This window comes from Tianweitania aestuarii, assembly GCF_018457165.1.
Taxonomy (GTDB): domain Bacteria; phylum Pseudomonadota; class Alphaproteobacteria; order Rhizobiales; family Rhizobiaceae; genus Tianweitania; species Tianweitania aestuarii.
Window position 1 is genome coordinate 1455139 of sequence record NZ_JAFMNX010000001.1, and the last position, 15675, is coordinate 1470813.

Here is a 15675-nt window from a genome sequence, read left to right on the forward strand (position 1 = left end):
AAGCGAGCCGCTACGTCTTCGAACAGGCTGCATATAAGGAGACCAGGATGAGCGACACAATCGAAAAACGGCTGCTGGAACTCGGTGTCACACTGCCGGAAGCGGCAGCGCCCGCGGCGAACTATGTTCCCTACACCCAAACCGGCAATCTGATCTTTACCGCCGGTCAGCTTCCTTTGAAGGACGGCAAGCTGATGGCCATGGGCCTGCTGGGCCGTGAGCTTGGAACGGAAGCCGGCAAGCTTGCCGCCAAGTGGTGCGCCGTCAATGTTCTTGCGCAGGCGAAGGCGGCACTCGGCGATCTCGGCCGAATCAAGCGCCTCGTGAAGATCACCGTCTTCGTGGCGTCCACGCCGGACTTCACCGAACAGCACCTCGTGGCAAATGGCGCTTCGGATTTTCTGGCGGCAACCTTCGGTGAAGGTGGAAAGCATGCGCGATCCGCTGTTGGCGTTGCCGTCCTGCCCATGAACGCGCCGGTTGAGATCGAGGCCATTCTGGAAGTCGAATGAGCAAACGCGATCTGGATTGGCTGACCGCGCGGCCGATTGCGCATCGCGGCTACCATGACCTCAACAAGCAGCGCTGGGAGAACACGCTTTCAGCGTTTCAGGCCGCGATCGAGAAGCAATACGCCATCGAATGCGACGTGCATCTATCCGCCGATGGCGTTCCAATCGTCTTCCATGACGATGCGCTGAAGCGTCTGACGGGCGTTGACGGTTCGATCTTCGAGAAAACTGCGGCGGAGATGCGCGACCTGCGCATCGGCGGCACCGATGATCATCCGCCGACGCTGGCCGAACTGCTGGAACTCGTTGCCGGACGCGTGCCTCTGGTGATCGAGCTCAAGGGCATCGAAGGCAAGGATGACGGGATCGTCGCCAAGGTGGCCGAGCAGCTGAAGGCCTATGACGGGCCAGCCGCCATCATGTCGTTCGATCACTGGCTGGTGCGCCAGTTCCGTACGCATGCACCGAACGTGCCCGCCGGCCTCACCGCTTACGGGCGGGAAGACAGCGATCTGGAAGCCCATTTCTCCATGCTGGCTCATGGCTTCGACTTCGTGTCCTACGGCGTTGATGATCTGCCAAACCGCTTCATCACCTTCGTGCGCGAACAACTGGACATGCCGGTGATCACCTGGACGGTTCGCAACGAGCAGGCGAAGGCAAAGACATTTGCTCATGCCGATCAGATGACCTTCGAGGGTTTCGAGGCCTGATCGCTTCAAACACAGCCTGCCGCATCGTCATCTTGTCCTCGCATGCGGCGGGCGTATCTTGAGAGGATGGCAGATGCTGGCGGTGAGATGGCAGAAGACGGCGAGATCACGATCCGCGTCGCGACGGATCTCAAGGCATTTTCCCCTGCCGAATGGAGCAGCCTCGACGGCGCATTCAAGGTCGGTGCCCTGCCCTACAATCCCTTCATCTCCTATGCTTTCCTGAGTTCTTTGGAAGATTCCGGCTGCGCCACCCGCAACACCGGCTGGCTCGGACAACACCTGCGTCTGGAATCACCGGATGGCGCGTTGCTTGGTGCCGTTGCAGGCTATCTCAAGTCACACAGTCAGGGTGAATACGTCTTCGATCACGGTTGGGCGGATGCGTTCGAGCGAGCCGGCGGCGACTATTATCCGAAGCTCCAGATCGCAGTGCCCTTCACGCCGGCTTCGGGACCACGTTTGCTCGTGGCGAAAAACTACGCGCCAGATGCGATCCAAGCCGCTCTGTCAGAGGGCATCAAGGCTCTAACGAACCAGCTCGGCGCGTCTTCCGCTCACGTTACTTTCGCCAGTGAACCAGACGTTGCGGTGCTGGAAAGCGCCGGCTTTCTTCATCGCACCGACCAGCAGTTCCACTTCTTCAACCAAGGCTATTCGAGCTACGGGGACTTTCTCCACGCTCTCGCCTCGCGCAAGCGCAAGACCCTGCGCAAGGAGCGTGAGTCGGCCTTGGCTTCGGGCATAGCAATAGAGTGGCTGACCGGCAGCGATCTGACCGAGCGCGTGTGGGACGACTTCTACGCCTTCTACATGGACACCGGCAGCCGCAAATGGGGTCGGCCCTACCTCAACCGCAAGTTCTTCTCGCTGATCGGCGAGCGCATGCCGGACGATGTCCTGCTGATCATGGCCAAGCGCGAAGGCCGTTATATCGCAGGCGCCATCAACTTCATCGGCGGCGACACGCTGTTCGGACGCAACTGGGGCTGCATCGAGGATCACCCCTTCCTGCATTTCGAGGTCTGCTACCATCAGGCCATCGATTTCGCGATCGACAGAAAGCTGCGCGTGGTTGAAGCCGGTGCTCAGGGCGAACACAAGCTGGCGCGCGGCTATGTGCCCGTAACCACCCACTCGGCCCACTACATCGCTCATCCCGGCCTGCGCAAAGCCGTGGGCGATTACCTCAACCGCGAGCGCCGCGACGTGGCAGCAATGGGCGAATATCTCGAAGACCGCACGCCGTTTCGCAAGTCGGAGTAAGTGCCGGGCTCTTCGCCTTTACGCTCAAGCGCTTCTTGCTTATCGCTCGTTTCGAGCAACCACCGGAGGCTGACCCATGACTGCTGTTTATGATCCCGAAAACATCTTCGCCAAGATCCTGCGCGGCGACCTGCCGGCTCATCGCATCTACGAAGACGATCACAGCTACGCCTTCATGGACATCATGCCCCGTGGCGACGGCCACTGCGTCGTGATTCCAAAGGCTCAGGCACGCAACCTGCTCGACATCGCACCCGGTGATCTCGCCCATCTGATCCAGACGGTGCAGCATGTCGCCAAAGCCGCTGTAAAGGCTTTCGACGCTGATGGCGTGACGATCGAGCAGTTCAACGAACCGGCCGCCGGCCAGTCCGTTTACCACCTGCACTTCCACGTCATTCCACGCTTCGAAGGCGTCGCGCTGAAGCCGCATACCGGCACGATGGAAAAGTCCAAGGTGCTTGCCGCCCACGCCGAAAAGATGATTGGCGTTCTCGGAAACTAAAGCGCGTAAAGGCCCGCAAGCAGAATGGCCTCGGCAACGATGATGCCGACCACGACGGTCTTGCGGGCAAGCTGGTAGGCGGCGAAACCTGCAATCTCCGCCTCGATGCGCAACGCCACCGGCGTGGATGCCAGCTCTCCCGATGGGAACAGGATCAGATTGCCGATCACGGCCGCAACCAGGGCGGTCGCGATCGCGCGAACGAGAACCAGCACTTCCGAGTCGTCGCGGATCCGACCGCCGAGATAAACGCCGAGATAGCGCCAGGCGTCGGTCGCCAGCCATCCTGCAACGAGGATGAAGACAAACGGCCACCACCAGGCATCGTTGGAATGAAACGTCATGCCGATCGCCTCCGATGCGCGAGACGATAGATCACGTAGGCACCGATGCCACCCGCGAATCCGGCGATCAGCAGATCAAAGCTCGGCACCAGAACATGACAGACCGGGCCGAGCACGATGCCGAACACCATCGCCAGATTGGTCGCCCATTCTCTGGCCGATCCCCACAGCGAGGTCAGGAAGTACATCGGCGTCAGCATGAAGAGCGCCGCCGATAGCTCGCGCGGAAGCGCATCCACCAGCACGTAAACACATCCCACCACGATCATGTTGGTCAGGGTCAGTGTCGAGCCCAGGCCGAAATAAAAGGCCGTGCGCCTGGAAGCGGGCACATCCGGCAGCTTCGCCATTGCGAGCACCCATGACGTGACCGCCACGAAGTGGGACAGGAAGTAGAGTGTGATCCCGCGCGTTCGGGGTCCACGCAACTCGGGCACGATTGCAACCACCATCGGGGTCAAACGCACCGAGGAAAGCGCCACGGCAAGTGCCGCTGCGCCCAGCGAGTTGCCGGCGATCACGGCACCCACGAGAACGACCTGCGCAGGCAGGGCCCAAACGATTCCCGTCATGAACACAGTGGCCCAAAGACCAACATCGGCCGCCTTCGCCAAGGCGCTGAAGCCGACGAAGGAGCTCATCAAGATGAAGCCGGGGATGGAATAGGCGGCTCTTGCGCCTCGAAGATACCAGCGGAAGCTGGGCTCATCTTGCGCTTCGTTCAACGCCTCCATTCCAGGTCCTTTTCGGGCGGCCGCGAACCTGTATGGCACGTTCAGCTTCAGCCGGACCACAGGGATGAACCCTTGGCACAAAGAAAAAGCGCGCGGTGGGTGCCGCGCGCTTTTAATTCGTCAGGTGGAGCGAACGCCTAGTTCTTGCGCGGAAGCTGCGGAACGAGGCTGCGCTTGCCGGGCGACTTCTTTTCTTCCTCGGCCGGCTCCTGCGGCGCTGCCTTCTTCGCAGCAGGCTTTCTTGCGCGCTTCGGAGACTTTGCCTCGGCTTCCTTCTTTGGCTTGACCGGAAGCTCGCCTGCCAGCGACTCCAGCTTCAGGTCCTTCTTGCCGTCCACTTCCTCGACTGTGACACGCACCGTGCCGCCGTTCTTGAGCTTGCCGAACAGAACCTCGTCGGCCAGTGGCTTCTTGATGTGCTCCTGGATAACCCGTCCAAGCGGACGCGCACCCATGCGTTCATCATAGCCCTTGTCGGCCAGCCAGGCGATGGCGTCTTCCGACAGGTCGAAGGTCACGCCACGCTCGGACAGCTGCGATTCAAGCTGCATCACGAACTTCTGCACCACCTGGTGGATCACCGGCACCGGCAGCGAGCCGAACGGGATGATCGCATCGAGACGGTTGCGGAATTCCGGCGTGAACAGGCGGTTGATCGCCTCCACATCCTCGCCCTCGCGCTTCGAAGACCCGAAGCCGATCGCAGCCTTGGCCATGTCGGACGCACCGGCATTGGTGGTCATGATCAGGATCACATTGCGGAAGTCGATCTTCTTGCCATTGTGATCCGTCAGCTGACCGTGATCCATGACCTGCAACAGGATGTTGAACAGGTCTGGATGCGCCTTCTCGATTTCGTCGAGCAGCAGCACGCAATGCGGATGCTGGTCGACGCCATCCGTCAGCAGACCGCCCTGGTCGAAGCCAACATAACCGGGAGGCGCGCCGATCAAACGGCTGACCGTGTGACGCTCCATATATTCCGACATGTCGAAGCGCAGCAGCTCACAGCCGAGCGACGCCGCCAACTGCTTGGCAACTTCGGTCTTGCCGACGCCGGTCGGACCGGAGAACAGGTACGAGCCGATCGGCTTGTCGGGTTCGCGAAGACCAGCACGCGCCAGCTTGATCGCGGAAGACAGGGCCGTGATGGCCGTGTCTTGACCGTAAACCACACGCTTGAGTTCGATCTCCAGCCCAGCCAGCACCTGCTCGTCATCAGCCGAAACCGTCTTCGGCGGAATACGCGCCATCGTGGCGATGGTGGCCTCGATCTCCTTCACGGTGATCGTCTTCTTGCGCTTGTTCTGCGGCAGGAGCATCTGCGATGCACCCGTTTCATCGATCACGTCGATCGCCTTGTCCGGCAGCTTGCGGTCATTGATGTAGCGAGCCGACAGTTCCACAGCCGCCTTGATGGCGTCGGAGGTGAACTTCACCTTGTGGAAGTCCTCGTAATAAGGACGCAAGCCCTTCATGATCGCGATCGTGTCGTCCACCGTCGGCTCGTTCACGTCGATCTTCTGGAAACGGCGCACGAGCGCGCGATCCTTCTCGAAGAACTGGCGGAACTCCTTGTAGGTGGTGGAGCCGATGCAGCGGATCGCACCCGAAGACAAAGCCGGCTTCAGGAGGTTCGACGCATCCATTGCGCCACCGGACGTGGCACCAGCACCGATCACGGTGTGGATCTCGTCGATGAACAGCACGGCGCCCGGATAATCCTCGAGTTCCTTCACGACCTGCTTCAGCCGCTCTTCGAAGTCGCCACGATAGCGCGTACCAGCCAGGAGCGTGCCCATGTCGAGCGAAAAGATCGTCGCATCGGCAAGCGCGCTCGGCACTTTGCCTTCCACGATTCGCTTAGCCAGACCCTCGGCAATGGCCGTCTTGCCCACGCCGGGATCGCCGACGTAAAGCGGGTTGTTCTTGGAACGGCGGCAAAGAACCTGGATGGTGCGGTTGATCTCGGTCTCGCGACCGATCAGCGGGTCGATCTTGCCGCCCTTGGCCTTCTGGTTGAGGTTGACGCAATAAGCCGTTAGCGCGTCCTGCTGCTGCTTTTTCTTGCCGTTCTCATCCGTTTCAGCACCGGCAGCACCAGCCTGCTCATCCTCGGCACCACGCGGCGGACGCGATTCGCTCGCCCCTGCCCGCTTGGCTATGCCGTGGCTGATATAATTGACCGCATCATAGCGGGTCATCTGCTGTTCTTGCAGGAAGTATGCGGCATGGCTTTCGCGCTCTGCGAAGATCGCAACGAGCACGTTGGCGCCGGACACTTCCTCGCGACCCGACGATTGAACGTGGATCACGGCGCGCTGAATCACGCGCTGGAACCCGGCCGTGGGCTTGGAGTCCTCGTCATAGCCGGTAATCAGGTTGTCGAGTTCGGTGTCGATATAGGTCAGCACCGTCTGCTTGAGATCGTCGACATCGACGTTGCATGCCCGCATGACTGCCGATGCATCAACGTCATCGATGAGTGCCAGCAGCAGATGCTCGAGCGTCGCATATTCGTGATGTCGCTCGTTGGCGAATGTGAGCGCCTGGTGAAGCGCCTTTTCAAGGCCTTGGGAGAAAGCCGGCATTTAGTACCTCACTTCTTCTCCATCACGCATTGCAGCGGATGCTGATGCTGACGGGCAAAGTCCATGACCTGAGACACTTTGGTCTCGGCCACCTCGAATGTATAGACCCCACATTCGCCCACGCCGTGATTATGGACGTGGAGCATGATGCGGGTTGCCGCCTCCTGGTCCTTTTGGAAGAACCGCTCGAGAATATGGACGACGAAATCCATCGGCGTGTAGTCGTCGTTGAGGATCAGAACCCGGTAAAGATTGGGCTTCTTTGTCTTGGCGCGCGGCTTGGTAATAACCGCAGTGCTGCGGCCCGGTCCGTTGCCGCCATCCTGTGCCTGCATTCGTGTTAAACGCCGCCCGGCGTCTCCACCCATCGTCACGCGCTATGCCCCTGAGTCCTGTCTGTCGCTCCATCCCGATGTAGGTGCGAAGACGTACGATTTTAAGGCCTTCTTTTGCGCTGGCAATACGGCCACTCAGCCAGCCGCGGCATCTGCAGAGATCCGCAACATACTCACGACACGAAGACCGTAAAAAAAGCACTGGACCGCAATTCGAGATTAATTCGTCCGAGCGCGTCAACGATCCGGTTACCCTAAAGGCTTTCGTAACCACCTGCCTTTAGCGTATTTTCTTGTGGCTGACATTTCGGCCACGCCCGCCAATCCAAAAGACTAACCTGAAGGGTGTATCCGTGCGTCAGACATCGGCCAGCCTCCTCTCTGCCTTCTGCCAAACTGCCAAGACTGCACTGGTCGCCTTGACCATGCTGTCGTTGGGAGCTGCTGCTGCACAAGCTGCTTCCAACCCGCGCTATGCGGCCATCGTGGTTGATGCGAACACGGGCAAGACACTGTATTCCTCAAGCGCCGACGGCATGCGCTACCCAGCCTCGCTCACGAAAATGATGACGCTTTATCTCGTCTTCGATGCGCTGAAGGCCGGTCGCATTCGCCTCGATTCGCGCGTGCCCTTCTCGAAATACGCCGCAGCCCGTCCGCCAACGAAGATCGGCATCCGTCCTGGCAATTCCGTGTCGGTCGAGGATGCGATTCTCTCGCTCATCACGAAGTCGGCGAACGATGCGGCGGCAGCGCTCGGTGAACTGATCGGCGGAACCGAATCCAATTTCGCACAGATGATGACCGCCAAGGCCCGCAGCCTCGGCATGGACAAGACCACCTTCCGCAATGCCTCGGGCCTGCCGGATCCCAACCAGCGTACCACCGCGCGTGACATGGCGACGCTCGGAATTGCGCTGCGCGAGCATCATGCGAAGTACTATCCTTATTTCTCCACGACCTCGTTCAAGCTCGGCAAGCAGACCATCAACGGTCACAACCGCCTGCTCGGCCGCATCAAGGGCGTCGATGGCATCAAGACCGGCTACATCAACGCGTCGGGCTTCAACCTTGTCACCTCGATCAAGGACGGCGACCGCAAGCTCGTTGCCGTTGTTCTCGGCGGCACTTCGGGTGCGGCTCGCGACAATCAGATGGCCAAGCTGATCAAGACCTATCTGCCAAAGGCTTCCACCCGGTCCACCGGCCTGCTCGTTGCCCGCGGCAACACGGACATGCCGGAGGTTCAGGCATACGCTGCGGTTCTGCCGCACAACGATGCCCCGACCCCGAGCGGCCGTCCGGGCGCAGCCATCATCGAACAGGTTCTCGCTGAAGCTTCGGTGAAGCCGGATCTCCAGGTAGCATCCGTGCAGACGGAGAAGACGGCCCGCTTGAAGGAAAGCGTCGCACGCTCGGCGGCTGTTGTTGCTGCCTCGATCGATCCTGTCGCGACCGCTTCGACCACGTCGGTTGCTGCCATCCAGGCAAGTGCAAATCCAGGCGACAGCGGCTGGGCCATTCAGGTTGCCTCGCTCGGTTCGGCAGGCGAAGCGCAGTCCATGCTGTCGCGGGTTGCCAGCAAGGCGACCGGAATTCTCTCGGCAGACGCTGCCTTCACCGAAACCTTCACCAAGGGTGGCACCACCTACTACCGCGCACGCTTCGGCGGCTACGGTTCGAAGGACGAGGCATGGAGCACATGCAGCGCCCTGAAGAAGAAGGACATCCCCTGCTACGCGATTGAGCGATAACCACTTTCCTCAGTGCCGGTATTGGTGCCGGCTCCCCCTTTGTACCGCGTCGATGGAATTTAGTTATGGTGAGAGAGCAGGACGTCCTTCGCTTCGTTGATCCGCGCAGCCAGGAAGGTCGAACCGCCGCGGTCGGGATGCAGCCGTTGCATCAGGCGGCGATGAGCATGGCGGATGTCAGCCGCGGTCGCAGTCGCTTCAAGACCAAGGACCTTGTAGGCCTCCTCCTTGCTCATGGCGCTCGTTCCTGGCGTGCGTCGAGCCCGCGTGTGAACGTCCGGTTGCACGTGCTGGCGCCAGGTGGCGAAACGGCTATCAAGATACGCTTCTAGAAGACGGACGCTTTCGCGGTCGCTGCGGATTTCCTTCAGGACAATAAGCAGCGCATCCATATCCAAAGTGCCGAGGAGCTGTCCTTCATGGCTCCCGGCCAGAACGTGCCCTTCCAGGGCACCCGTGTCATGATCAAGCTGCATCTCGAGCGCAGCGGTCCTGACATGTGAGCGCCGGCCCGTCAGTGGCTTCCGCTTCTTGCGTCTTCGGCCAACGAGAAACCACGCTCCTGCGGCCGAGACCATCATTCCACCCGGCACCGCTGATCCAAGCAACAGCAAGACAACGCCCAAACCGGTCAGCACGGCAGGACCGGCAACCGGGATGCCACGCGCCAGACGCCCGGCATCCATCCGCAGAAACAGGGCAGCTGCGGCTGCGAGCAGAAGTATCGCTATTGTGGCAACAACCAGGACGCTCATTGGCGATCATTCCACCGCCGAAGAACCGGCTTACGCAGACGCGGCAGTTTAGCCGGTACAGGTGGGACTGCACCGCTCGATGGTTCGCGTAATGGGACCGCTTCGGCCTGTATGCTCGTGCTCATGCAACAGAGATGAGACGCGGCCGGTCATGAGGCAAGGGCAGCAAGCCGCCCGAACCTTCTCTTCAATCTTGTTTGATCGTCCAGACGATCGCGCCAGAGCGCCTACAGAAGACCGAGTTCTGCCAGTTCCAGCCGAAGCTTTGGCGGCATCTCGGCGATGGCATTTGCGCCGCCGAGATCCTCCGGCGCATCTTCTGGCTTGAGGTAACGCCATCCTTGGAATGGACGTCGCGGCTGCCACTGCGTGCGGACAACCTGCGGATCCAGCATCAAGCGGCAACGACCGATTCCCTCGCCGTCGGTAAAGGGTTCGATCCCGATCAAACGCTGACGGCATTGCACGGTGCCTTTGATCACCCAGTAGATCGAGCCACCGTCGAGCACTTCAGGCTTGCGCTGCGGCACCATGCGCGTCGTATGGAAATGATGCTCATGACCGGCACGCGCCCGCTCGGCGCGAATATGCGTGATCCAGGCTTCGAGATCTTCAACCGTTTCGACGCCGACGCAGAGCTTCAGGATGTGGAGAGCCATGCCGCTTCATACGCCTGCGGATTGTGGCATCAAATCGATCGAAGGAAGTTCTCCACAGGCACGCTGCGGCAGGTCAGCACTCGACGACGTTGACGGCAAGGCCGCCCTGGCTGGTTTCCTTGTAGCGCTCGTTCATGTCGAGGCCGGTCTGGCGCATCGTCTCAATCGCAGCATCCAAGGGCACGAAATGCGTGCCGTCGCCTTTGATGGCGAGCGACGCAGCCGTCACCGCTTTCACCGCACCCAGCGCATTGCGCTCGATGCAAGGCACCTGAACCAACCCGCCGACGGGATCGCAGGTCATGCCCAGATGATGCTCGAGCGCGATCTCGGCTGCGTTTTCGATCTGCTCGGGCGTTCCACCCATCACCGCAGCCAACCCGGCAGCCGCCATCGCCGACGCGGAGCCGACCTCGCCCTGACATCCGACCTCGGCACCGGAGATCGACGCATTGTGCTTGATGATGCCCCCGACGGCTGCCGACGTCAGGAGAAAGTTGCGGATGTCGGTCTGGTCGGCTTCGGGATAGAAGTGCAGCCAATAGCGCATCACCGCCGGCACGACACCGGCCGCACCGTTGGTCGGCGCGGTCACCACGCGCCCGCCTGCGGCATTCTCTTCGTTGACGGCCATCGCATAAATCGAGAGCCAGTCATTGGCGAGCAGTGGATTGGGTCGGTTCTGCCGCCATTCTTCCTGCAGCCGGTCATGCAACTGGCGCGCACGACGCTTCACCTTCAGCCCGCCGGGCATGATGCCTTCTTTCGAAAGCCCTCGCTCGATGCATCCCTGCATGGCGCCCCAGACGCGATCTAGGCCCTCATCCAGTTCCTGTTGCGACAGGTGGATCTCTTCGTTGGCCCGCTTCATCTCGGCGATCGACAGACCGCTCCGCTTTGCCATCGCCAGCATTTCCGCGGCATTGCGGAATGGGTAAGGAACACGCGGTGCGGATGTGGAGCCGGAGGTCGACTTCAGGCGCTGCAGCTCTTCTTCCGAAACCACGAAGCCGCCGCCGATCGAGTAATAGATCCGTCGCAACAAAAGCCGATCATCGGTGTCGAAGGCGTTGAAGGCCATTCCGTTGGCGTGACCTGGCAAAGGCACTTTCTTGTCGAGCACCAGGTCGGTTTTCGGATCGAAGCGATAGCCATCGCCGTGCCCGGCCGGCCGCACCCGCTTCTCAAACCCGACGCGCTCGAGGATTGCGTCATTCTGGTCGGGATCAACCGTGGTGGGCACGAACCCTGCCAGCCCGAGGATCACCGCGCGATCGGTGCCATGGCCAACGCCGGTAAAAGCCAGCGAGCCATGCAGACTGACAGCCAGCCGGTCGACCCGAGCGTTCGCTGGCCGCGGCCAGTCCCCGCTCTGCAGCTCATCGAGAAAGCGGGCGGCAGCGGTCATCGGGCCCATCGTGTGCGAGCTCGAAGGGCCAATGCCGATCTTGTAGAGGTCGAAGACGGAAAGAAACATCGTGCCTCAATATCGTGATGGTCGCAGGCATTTGCCAGAGCATCATGCATGCGCCCACTCGGCGCATCGCACCTTCTGCGGACCGACCTCGCATGATCCGGACGCGACATCGCTCTCGCTCATCGAAGTCGTTCAATGAAAAAGGGACGCATCGCTGCGTCCCTCCGACAATCCGGTGCTGAGCTCTTTGTGTCAGCCAGCGGAGACGAGCACGACTCCGCTTTCGGCGCCGGTGACAAGCCATGTCAGCGCCATCACGACAACGAATCCAAAAACTGCTTTGACCGTGAGGCCCCAGCAGGACTTCTGCTCATGATCGTCCATATCGGTCCATGTAATTTGATCGCAGCCGGCAAATGGGTTCGCCGCCGCGGCGCTCGATTAGCCGATCTGGATCGGCACCGCAATGCACAATATGGCTTCAACAAGGCAGATGAAGCACCTGCTGTACGCGAAGCCATTACGATCAGAGACTTAATCGACGGAATATGTTCATCTTCTCCTAACGCCTGCGGCCGAATCTGGGCACGATGTCGGAGACGTTTCAAACTGGGGTCATATGCAACAAACCGTTCCGCTCACGACTTTTGATATTGCAGCACTGCTGTTCTTCATCCTGCTCTGGGCGTTCTATGCCGCAGCCGTCGGCGGGCACGTCTTCAGCCGGCCGTCGCTGACTGTCGCCATGAACAAGCAGCGGCGACAGTGGATTGAAACCATGGCCAAGCGTGAGTTGCGGATGATCGACACCAGCATCTTGAGCGGGCTGCAAACGGGCACCGGTTTCTTCGCCTCCACTTCGCTCTTCGCGCTTGGCGGTTGCGTGGCGCTTATTGGCCAATCGCAGCAGGTTCTGGCGGTGCTGAACGACATTCCGTTCATTCACCAGCCGGAACGCGGCGTGTTCGAGATCAAGACGGTCGGACTGAGCTGCTTGTTCGCTTATTCGTTCTTCAAGTTCGCCTGGTCTTACCGGCTCTTCAACTACTGCTCGATCCTGATCGGCGCGGTTCCCCCCGTCGCCGACGCGGATCTCGCACCGCGCGCCTTCAATGCGGCCATCGAACGGGCTGCGCGCATGAACATCCTGGCAGGCAAGCACTTCAATGCCGGCCTGCTCGGGATCTTCTTTTCGATCGGTTATCTCGGCTGGTTCATCGGACCGGTGATCTTTGCTTCGAGCAGCGTCCTTGTGGTGATCGTGCTTCTGCGGCGCCAGTTCTTTTCAAAAGCGCGCCAAACCGTGCTCAGCGATCACTAGGCCCGGGAAAAGGCGTGTCGATCCGCCCGGTGAGCCAGTACGCGGTCAACCCGATCCATTCACGCAAAGCGACCGTTGTGGCTGAAAGCGAGTCGAGAGGATTGTCGGTCGCCAGTCCCGGCATCTCGTCACCGCGTGTGCGATAATCAACCGGCCAAGGCACCACGTCGAAGCCCGCCTTGCGAAACAGCGCCATCGAGCGCGGCATATGGAAAGCAGAGGTGACCAGCAGCCACGTCTCGCCTTTTTTGGGTTGAACCAGATCGCGGCTGAAGATGGCGTTCTCGAACGTGTCGCGTGACTTGTTTTCAAGCATCAGGCGGTCGCGTGGCAAGCCGAGACCTTCGAGCAGACGCGGTGCCGAATCCGCGTCGCCCTCGCCTTCGGTGACCAGCGATCCGTTGCCGCCGGAAAGAACGATCCGCGCTTGCGGATAACGCCGGGCGAGCACGGCCGTTTCCACGAGGCGGTCTCCGCCGGAATTCAGCTCATAGCCACCGCGCTTGAGGTTGATCGCGCCTTCCATGCCGCCGCCCAGCATGATGATGCCGGCAACCGTCTGCGGTGCAGGATCAGGCCGCGAAAAGCGATCTTCCAGGAAGCGGAGCGCGAAGGGTCCGATCGAGGACCAGACCGCGAGCGCGAGAATGACAAACGCCAGGCTCGCAGTCGCCAGTCCGAAGCGCTGCCAGCGCAGGATCAAGGCGCACAGCGTCGTCAGCAGCAGAATGCCGATCAGGTTGATCGGCTGCAGAAGGAACCAGAAGATCTTGGCGGCAATGAAGAACATCGCCGCCCTTTATCCGACTCGCGTCGGGCTCACCACCACTTGGGCGCTTCGAACCGGCCAGCAGCCTGTTCGATGACATGCGCGGTGCGGAACAGTGTTTCTTCCTCGAACGGCTTGCCGATGAGCTGCAGCCCCAGCGGCAGACCCTTGTGGTCGAGACCGGCCGGCACGGCGATGCCCGGAAGACCGGCCATGTTCACCGTCACCGTGAAGATGTCGTTGAGGTACATCTTTACGGGATCCGCAGCCATCTCCTGGTCGGCAATGCCGAAGGCCGAGGATGGTGTAGCCGGCGTCAGGATCGCATCGACGCCGTCGGCGAAAACAGTTTCGAAGTCGCGCTTGATCAGCGTGCGGACCTTCTGCGCCTGCACGTAATAGGCGTCATAATAACCAGCCGACAGAACGTAGGTGCCGATCATGATGCGGCGCTTCACCTCGCGACCGAAACCGGCAGCGCGGGTCTGCTCATACATGTCGGTGATGTCCTTGCCCGGCACGCGCAAACCGTAGCGAACGCCGTCATAGCGCGCCAGGTTCGACGAGGCTTCGGCGGGTGCCACGATGTAATAAGCCGGCAGCGCGTATTTTGTGTGCGGCAGGGTGATGTCGACGATCTCGGCGCCAGCATCCTTCAACCAGGCAATGCCCTGCTGCCACAGCGTCTCGATCTCTTCCGGCATGCCTTCAACGCGATATTCGCGCGGAATGCCGATCTTCATGCCCTTCACCGACTGGCCGAGTGCAGCCGTGTAATCCGGCACCGGCAGATCGACAGAAGTCGCATCCTTCTTGTCCACCGAAGCCATCGACTGCAGAAGGATCGCCGCATCACGGACGTCGCGCGCGATCGGACCGGCCTGATCGAGCGAAGAAGCGAAGGCGACCGTGCCCCAGCGCGAACAACGGCCATAAGTCGGCTTGATGCCAACCGTCCCCGTGAACGCGGCCGGCTGTCGGATCGAACCGCCCGTATCCGTCGCAGTCGCACCGGCGCAGAGCCAGGCGGCAACGGCGGCAGCCGATCCACCCGAAGAGCCGCCCGGCACCAGATCCGTGTTCGAGCCCTTGGCGCGCCAGGGGTTCTTAACCGGTCCGTAATAGCTCGTCTCGTTGGAAGAGCCCATTGCGAACTCGTCCATGTTGAGCTTGCCGAGCATCACTGCGCCATCGGCCCAGAGATTGGCCGTGACCGTCGATTCATACCGTGGCTTGAAGCCGTCAAGGATGTGGCTTGCGGCCTGCGTATGAACGCCCTCGGTCGCAAAAAGGTCCTTGATGCCCAGCGGAATGCCTTCCAGCGCACCCGCCTGCCCGCCGGCAAGGCGCTCGTCCGATGCCTTCGCCATGGCGCGCGCCTTGTCATGCGTAACAGCGACATAGGCGTTGAAGGTCTCGTTGGCCGCTTCGATTGCGCCGAGATAGGCGTCGGTCAGCTCAAGCGCAGTGAACTCGCGCGCATCGAGCTTGGCACGGGCTTCCGCGATGGTCAGTTTGGTCAGGTCGCTCATGGAACAAGCTTCTTTTCATAGAACCGGTTATGGCCGGCATCGGGATAATCGAGAATACGGCCGCAGCGCGTAAAGCCGCTGCGTTCATAAATGCGGTAGGCGGGTTCGAAGCCGTCCGCCTCTCCGGTTTCAAGCACCAAGCGCGTCAGGTTCTTTTCCCGTGCGAGCTTTTCGAGCTTCGCGAGAATGGCCTTCCCGACACGTTCGCCACGCACGGCCGGACGCGTGAACATCCGCTTCACTTCGCCCACGCCCTGCCCGCAATCCTTGATCGCACCCATGCCAACCGCCTCGCCAGCCTCGTTGCGGGCGACCACCAAGGTCACGGCGCCATCCGCCATCTGCTCGACGGTCATCTGAAACTGGAACTCGCGCGGCGTTAGCGGGATCATCGTCGCGTTGAGCTCGGAAACGAGCCCGCGGACGTCATCCTGCAACGGGGTTTCGATTGCGAGCGAAACGGCCATC

At 60.9% G+C, this 15675-nt stretch carries 16 protein-coding genes; 6 read left to right on the forward strand and 10 right to left on the reverse strand.

The window, feature by feature from the left end; genetic code table 11:
* Nucleotides 1-47 precede the first annotated feature (47 nt).
* The 4 genes from JYU29_RS07190 to JYU29_RS07205 all read left to right on the forward strand — a co-directional run bounded on the left by JYU29_RS07190 (nt 48) and on the right by JYU29_RS07205 (nt 2996).
* A complete protein-coding gene (locus tag JYU29_RS07190) occupies nt 48-512 on the forward strand; it encodes a RidA family protein (RefSeq protein WP_213983992.1) in 465 nt (154 codons plus the stop codon).
* Nucleotides 509-1225 (forward strand): glycerophosphodiester phosphodiesterase, encoded by a 717-nt coding sequence (locus JYU29_RS07195; RefSeq protein ID WP_213983993.1) that lies wholly within the window; start codon nt 509-511, stop codon nt 1223-1225. The genes JYU29_RS07190 and JYU29_RS07195 overlap by 4 nt, the downstream gene beginning before the upstream one ends.
* A gap of 87 nt (nt 1226-1312) precedes the next feature.
* Nucleotides 1313-2491, forward strand: a complete 1179-nt coding sequence (locus tag JYU29_RS07200) for a GNAT family N-acetyltransferase (protein ID WP_250157201.1) — start codon at nt 1313-1315, stop codon at nt 2489-2491.
* 76 nt (nt 2492-2567) lie between these two features.
* Nucleotides 2568-2996 (forward strand): HIT family protein, encoded by a 429-nt coding sequence (locus JYU29_RS07205; RefSeq protein ID WP_213983995.1) that lies wholly within the window; start codon nt 2568-2570, stop codon nt 2994-2996.
* Here the strand turns inward: JYU29_RS07205 and JYU29_RS07210 are convergent.
* The 4 genes from JYU29_RS07210 to clpS all read right to left on the reverse strand — a co-directional run bounded on the left by JYU29_RS07210 (nt 2993) and on the right by clpS (nt 7033).
* Nucleotides 2993-3340 (reverse strand): AzlD domain-containing protein, encoded by a 348-nt coding sequence (locus tag JYU29_RS07210; RefSeq protein ID WP_213983996.1) that lies wholly within the window; start codon nt 3338-3340, stop codon nt 2993-2995. The genes JYU29_RS07205 and JYU29_RS07210 overlap by 4 nt on opposite strands.
* Nucleotides 3337-4074: an AzlC family ABC transporter permease gene (locus tag JYU29_RS07215; RefSeq protein WP_213983997.1), complete on the reverse strand. Its 738-nt coding sequence runs from the start codon at nt 4072-4074 to the stop codon at nt 3337-3339. Before JYU29_RS07215 ends, JYU29_RS07210 begins: the two co-directional genes overlap by 4 nt.
* Before the next feature lie 137 nt (nt 4075-4211).
* Complete coding sequence (clpA, locus tag JYU29_RS07220; protein ID WP_213983998.1) at nt 4212-6665, reverse strand: ATP-dependent Clp protease ATP-binding subunit ClpA; 2454 nt, start codon at nt 6663-6665, stop codon at nt 4212-4214.
* A gap of 8 nt (nt 6666-6673) precedes the next feature.
* Nucleotides 6674-7033, reverse strand: a complete 360-nt coding sequence (gene clpS, locus JYU29_RS07225; protein ID WP_213984310.1) for an ATP-dependent Clp protease adapter ClpS — start codon at nt 7031-7033, stop codon at nt 6674-6676.
* Between the two features lie 320 nt (nt 7034-7353).
* On the opposite strand from clpS, the gene JYU29_RS07230 reads away from it, so the two are divergent.
* Entirely contained in the window at nt 7354-8754 is a 1401-nt protein-coding gene (locus tag JYU29_RS07230) for a serine hydrolase (protein WP_347879861.1), read from the forward strand.
* A 59-nt stretch (nt 8755-8813) separates the two neighbouring features.
* Here the strand turns inward: JYU29_RS07230 and JYU29_RS07235 are convergent, their stop codons facing one another.
* From JYU29_RS07235 to JYU29_RS07245, 3 genes are all read right to left on the reverse strand, one after another.
* Nucleotides 8814-9509, reverse strand: a complete 696-nt coding sequence (locus JYU29_RS07235) for a DnaJ domain-containing protein (RefSeq protein WP_213983999.1) — start codon at nt 9507-9509, stop codon at nt 8814-8816.
* A gap of 227 nt (nt 9510-9736) precedes the next feature.
* Entirely contained in the window at nt 9737-10168 is a 432-nt protein-coding gene (locus JYU29_RS07240) for a DUF1489 family protein (protein ID WP_213984000.1), read from the reverse strand.
* Between the two features lie 73 nt (nt 10169-10241).
* On the reverse strand, nt 10242-11645 hold the full coding sequence (locus tag JYU29_RS07245; protein WP_213984001.1) for an L-serine ammonia-lyase: 1404 nt from the start codon (nt 11643-11645) through the stop codon (nt 10242-10244).
* A gap of 559 nt (nt 11646-12204) precedes the next feature.
* On the opposite strand from JYU29_RS07245, the gene JYU29_RS07250 reads away from it, so the two are divergent.
* Entirely contained in the window at nt 12205-12906 is a 702-nt protein-coding gene (locus tag JYU29_RS07250) for a DUF599 domain-containing protein (protein WP_213984002.1), read from the forward strand.
* Here the strand turns inward: JYU29_RS07250 and JYU29_RS07255 are convergent.
* The 3 genes from JYU29_RS07255 to JYU29_RS07265 are packed head-to-tail and all read right to left on the reverse strand — an operon-like array spanning nt 12893 to nt 15674.
* Entirely contained in the window at nt 12893-13696 is an 804-nt protein-coding gene (locus JYU29_RS07255) for a YdcF family protein (protein ID WP_213984003.1), read from the reverse strand. The genes JYU29_RS07250 and JYU29_RS07255 overlap by 14 nt on opposite strands.
* A 29-nt stretch (nt 13697-13725) precedes the next feature.
* The gene (gene gatA / locus JYU29_RS07260; RefSeq protein WP_213984004.1) at nt 13726-15207 is read right to left on the reverse strand and encodes an Asp-tRNA(Asn)/Glu-tRNA(Gln) amidotransferase subunit GatA; all 1482 of its coding nucleotides are present in this window, start codon (nt 15205-15207) and stop codon (nt 13726-13728) included.
* Nucleotides 15204-15674 carry a GNAT family N-acetyltransferase gene (locus JYU29_RS07265; RefSeq protein WP_213984005.1) on the reverse strand — a complete coding sequence of 157 codons (471 nt, stop codon included), beginning with the start codon at nt 15672-15674 and terminating at the stop codon, nt 15204-15206. Before JYU29_RS07265 ends, gatA begins: the two co-directional genes overlap by 4 nt.
* Between the last annotated feature and the right edge of the window lies 1 nt (nt 15675).